Origin of the sequence: Armatimonas sp. (assembly GCF_043760365.1) — a bacterium.
GTDB lineage: Bacteria > Armatimonadota > Armatimonadia > Armatimonadales > Armatimonadaceae > Armatimonas.
On the sequence record NZ_JAYUPA010000647.1, the window covers coordinates 1 to 4,069 of the forward strand.

The window sequence follows — 4,069 nt, forward strand, 5'->3', positions numbered from 1 at the left end:
CCCAGCGTAATGGCGTTGGGAGCGGGAGTAGAAACCACCTTGAGCGGCTGTCCGAGCCGTGCTTTGAGGGCCTCTTGCAGCGCTGTCAGCGCACGCTGCTCCTGTGACGTCAGGTTGCCCAACACCACCAAGGGGGTCTCAGGCCGCAGCGCAAAGCCCACCCCTCCACGCAACGAGATTTCCTTGGGTCGTGGAATAAGCACAAGCGGTTCTGCCACAGCAGAGGGTCGCGGCAGCGCCGCCGAGGTGACCTGACTCAGAGGTATCCCCTCATCGGGCGTCGGAAGAGGAGCGGGCAGAGCGCCTTGGGGCAGCTCACTTCGGCGGCAGCTCGCTCCCAGCACGCTCAGAAGTAACGTTGTCGTCAGTAGGGAGTTTGACTCAGCCTTCAATGATTTTATGGCCATTACCTTATTTTCGGCTTAGATTCGTCCGATAAAAAGGCATATATTTCTAAGGAGTTAGTAATCGTGTAACTTATCCTCCGCCTGAAGGCAGGAGGCTTTGACAGTAACGAAAGGCAAGCCCATCGTCCCGTCCATAGGGCAAGTTACATTGCCCCGTGTCTTAAACCAGGACAAGCCTGGTTAGAGACCACATCAGAAAAATCCTGATGCCGTCTGAATGTTTTACGAGCCAAAACGGTGTGTTGGCTCAACTCCTTATATTCACTTGTAAAGGTAAATAAACCGTGTCCACCTCAAGAGGCTTCGTGCCTTCATACCTGGCATCGCACAATTTGGTATTGTGCAATAGCCACCAAGATACTCAGACAAACTTCAACAAAGCGGAAAGGCAAGGCAAAGATAATTTGAAAATCCAATTGTGGGAACTTCCATGCGGTTCCCGATTCCTCCCGCGACTAAAGTCGCGGGTTTCCTCGGAGGTTTTACTATGAAAGTGATTCTTAAACCAGGCGGCCTTGTGGTGCTTCTGGTGCTTACGGTGGCCGGTGGAATTGGGCTTACCAAGCTACGCCCTACCCCCGAGTCGGCTGACAAAAATTTGCCAAGTACTAAAAGTAGCAAAGAGCTGGCCACACCGGTGACGAGTGCGCAGAAACCACTCACCGGTGCCTCTCTGATAGATCCGACCAGGCAGGGGTGGAATCTTATTGTCCAGAAACCAGCCCTAGGCACCATGAAGCTCCAGATTAGCCCGGACTTGCCCGTGGGGCAGCAGCACTCTTTACATCTGGAGGTGACGGCGATAGATCCCAACAAGTACTGGTGCGCACAGCTCCTCAAAACCGTGCCCCAAGCCGTTGAGGGGAACCATAACCTGACAGTCCAGTTCTGGGGTCGCTCGGCAAAGAAGACCGCTGTCTATATTGTGTTCGAGGAAGGTGTCTCGCCGCACACCGCGGAGTTTCAAAAACAAGTGCGCTTCACTCCCGAGTGGCGCCAGTACCAGTTCCCCTTCCGCACCACGAAAGACCACACCGATGTCCACGCGACATTTTGTGTTAAAGCGGGTATAGAGCCCGGTGAGATCGAAATTGCCAATATGCATGTCACTGATAATGGCCCAGCCAAATAAGAAGCAGGATAAACAGGCTTTATGGCGAACTAAGTGCCCATGAAGCCTTTTTTTCTTGTAGCTCTCACACTGAGCCTAGCGAGCCTAGCTCTCCCCAGCCAGGCAATCATTCGCCGGGACGATGTGCCCGATAGCAGCTATATCACTCTCGGGGCACAAGCGCAGTTCAATGCTGTTGGTAACTTCGGTTTCTGTACGGGGACACTGATTGCTCCGGACTGGGTGCTCTGCGCGGCACACTGCTCGCCTTTCATGACAGGAGCAACTTTTAGTGTCCCTGGCTTTGGTTCCGCCTCCGTCGCCCAAGTGTTCAACGCGCCTGGCTGGAACGGAACTCTAGAAAACGGCTCGGATATCTCGCTGATTAAGCTCACCAGTGCCATTACGGGTGTCACTCCAGCGACGCTGTACACGGGCAGTGGCGAGCTGGGCCAGACATCTTACTCCGTGGGATTTGGCGCACTGGGCATAGGGAGCACGGGCAATACCAGCGGCGGTGATGGCACCCGGCGCGCGGCGACCAATATCCTGGAGCAAACCAGCAGTGTCTTTCCCACCTGGACCGCAAACGACTATCTGATCGCCGACTTTGATAGCCCTCTTCTCACCAACACGCGCTTCACCCAGTTTGGCTCCAGCAACACGCCTCTTGCGCTGGAGGGAAGTATCAGCTTTGGAGATAGCGGCGGGGCGACCTTTATCAACGAGGGCGGTATCTGGAAAGTCGTGGGAGTTCATAGCTGGCTGGATGGTCTAGAGAGCATAAATGGGGTCGCCGGCGATGGCAGCGACAACTCATCCTACACCGATCTCTTTGGAGTTACCCGCGTCTCCTCTCACCAGACATGGATCACGTCCACCTTGGCGGCCAACAGCAGCGCCCCGGAGCCGGGAACCCTAGTGTTTGGTTTGCTGGGACTGCTGGGCTTGCGAACTTTTCGGGCACGCCGTGCGTCTTAGGGACAGATCAGTAGTATGCGATAAATATTTTTCCTTTTTGGGAACGCGGCATGGGCCTTGCACGTAAAGTAGAATAACTATGGCGGAGAGCGAAGCACTAGCTATTGAGAACCCCTCTTTCGGGAGTGGTCCTGGAGGCGTCTTTGAGCGCCTGATGCAGCGCCACCGGAAGCAGGCCTATCATGTCGCCTACCGGATGACGGGCAACCACGCCGACGCCGAGGATCTTCTCCAGGAAGCCTTCCTGCGTGCCTTCCGCTTCTTTGAGAACTACCGCCGTGACCTGCCCTTTGAGAAGTGGCTCTTCCGCATCATGACCAATCTTTTTGTGGACGGCGTTCGCAAGAAGAACCGGATGCGGGTCACGAGTCTCGATGCCCCTATTTGTGGAGACTCCGAGAGCAACCTTTACTTAGATATTCCCGATGCACGCACGGAGCCCGAGCGGGTCACCCTTCATGAGGAGCTTGACGAACAGATCCAGCGTGCTCTGGCCTCCCTCCCTGCCGACTTTCGCAAGACGGTGATTCTAGCCGACATTGAACAGCTCTCCTACGAGGAAATCAGTAAGCTAACAGGCTGTACGATTGGCACAGTTCGCTCCCGCCTGCACCGGGGTCGTAAGCTACTGCGTCACAAACTCGAAGGCTTTAGTCTAAGGTGAGCTCGGTGTCCTGCCGTCACTGCTGCGAGCGTCTCTCCGCGTTTCTAGATTCTGAGCTTCCTGCCGAGGAGCTAGCCGAGATTCGGAGCCATCTGGAGCGTTGCGCAGCCTGCAATATCGAGTACCGCGCCCTGGCGGAAACCAAGCGTGCCCTCGCCTCCCTGGGAGCACGTGTCTCCCGTGAAGAGATCGAGCGCTTGCTACAAACCGATGTGGGTGATGCGGTGCGCCGCTACGCCAGTATGCCGGTCAGCCCTCGAACCATCACCGCTGCAATTCTCTCTATAATCGGACTGTGCGTGGCCACCGCGCGATTCACCACTCGGGAGAGTAGCCGCCCTCTGCCGGAAGGGGCTTACCTGGTCTCACAGCCGGGCCCCTACGGAAGCGTGCGCTACTCGATCCTTGAAGTGCGCAGTGTCCACCCACTCCCCGCAGAAACCTGCATCTCAATGCCCAGCAATACCATGCTCTTCTGCGCACCCACTCCACCGCCTGCAAACCACAAGGGCTTCTTTTTCCAGGCCAGCTTTACCACCCACTAACTGCTATGCCTATCTTTGAGTTTGCCTGCAACGACTGCACGCTTGGGCGCTTCTCGGAGCTAGTCGGCGTGCTGGCAAGCCCAGCTCAGGTACAATGTCCACGCTGCAAGAGCCACAATGTCAAAAAACTCGTCTCCCGGTTCGCGCGGATACGCTCGACCGATGAAGCCCTAGACTCTCTGGCAGACCTGGCCGACCGCGTGGATGAGAGCGATCCCAAGTCCATGCGCCACCTGATGAACGAGGTGGCCCACGGAATGGGTGATGAGCTGACGGGCGATGATGTCGAGGAGCTGCTGGAGACCAGCGAGGAGTTGTAGACAATGCGTTTTGGAGTTGCGGTACTCGGGCTGGACCACTG

General features: G+C 56.3%; 5 protein-coding genes and 1 pseudogene. 5 read left to right on the forward strand and 1 reads right to left on the reverse strand.

The features are described from left to right. Window positions 1–407 (reverse strand): annotated as a pseudogene (locus ACH2EH_RS14855) (hypothetical protein); the annotation flags it as partial. Between the two features lie 487 nt (window positions 408–894). Here ACH2EH_RS14855 and ACH2EH_RS14860 point away from each other — a divergent pair. From ACH2EH_RS14860 to ACH2EH_RS14880, 5 genes are all read left to right on the forward strand, one after another. After that, complete coding sequence (locus ACH2EH_RS14860) at window positions 895–1,539, forward strand: hypothetical protein (protein WP_395142825.1); 645 nt, start codon at window positions 895–897, stop codon at window positions 1,537–1,539. Window positions 1,540–1,578: 39 nt separating this feature from the next. Further along, the gene (locus ACH2EH_RS14865; RefSeq protein WP_395142826.1) at window positions 1,579–2,499 is read left to right on the forward strand and encodes a S1 family peptidase; all 921 of its coding nucleotides are present in this window, start codon (window positions 1,579–1,581) and stop codon (window positions 2,497–2,499) included. Window positions 2,500–2,578: 79 nt separating this feature from the next. Beyond that, complete coding sequence (locus ACH2EH_RS14870) at window positions 2,579–3,163, forward strand: sigma-70 family RNA polymerase sigma factor (protein WP_395142827.1); 585 nt, start codon at window positions 2,579–2,581, stop codon at window positions 3,161–3,163. Beyond that, window positions 3,160–3,708 carry an anti-sigma factor family protein gene (locus tag ACH2EH_RS14875; protein WP_395142828.1) on the forward strand — a complete coding sequence of 183 codons (549 nt, stop codon included), beginning with the start codon at window positions 3,160–3,162 and terminating at the stop codon, window positions 3,706–3,708. The genes ACH2EH_RS14870 and ACH2EH_RS14875 overlap by 4 nt, the downstream gene beginning before the upstream one ends. 5 nt (window positions 3,709–3,713) lie before the next feature. Then, window positions 3,714–4,028: an FmdB family zinc ribbon protein gene (locus tag ACH2EH_RS14880; protein ID WP_395142829.1), complete on the forward strand. Its 315-nt coding sequence runs from the start codon at window positions 3,714–3,716 to the stop codon at window positions 4,026–4,028. The last annotated feature ends 41 nt before the right edge of the window (window positions 4,029–4,069 follow it).

Bases quoted from the DNA above. Each gene is read 5' to 3' on its own strand.
- ACH2EH_RS14860 (WP_395142825.1), top strand. From the start codon at position 895: ATGAAAGTGATTCTTAAACCAGGCGGCCTTGTGGTGCTTCTGGTGCTT.
- ACH2EH_RS14865 (WP_395142826.1), top strand. From the start codon at position 1,579: ATGAAGCCTTTTTTTCTTGTAGCTCTCACACTGAGCCTAGCGAGCCTA.
- ACH2EH_RS14870 (WP_395142827.1), top strand. From the start codon at position 2,579: ATGGCGGAGAGCGAAGCACTAGCTATTGAGAACCCCTCTTTCGGGAGT.
- ACH2EH_RS14880 (WP_395142829.1), top strand. From the start codon at position 3,714: ATGCCTATCTTTGAGTTTGCCTGCAACGACTGCACGCTTGGGCGCTTC.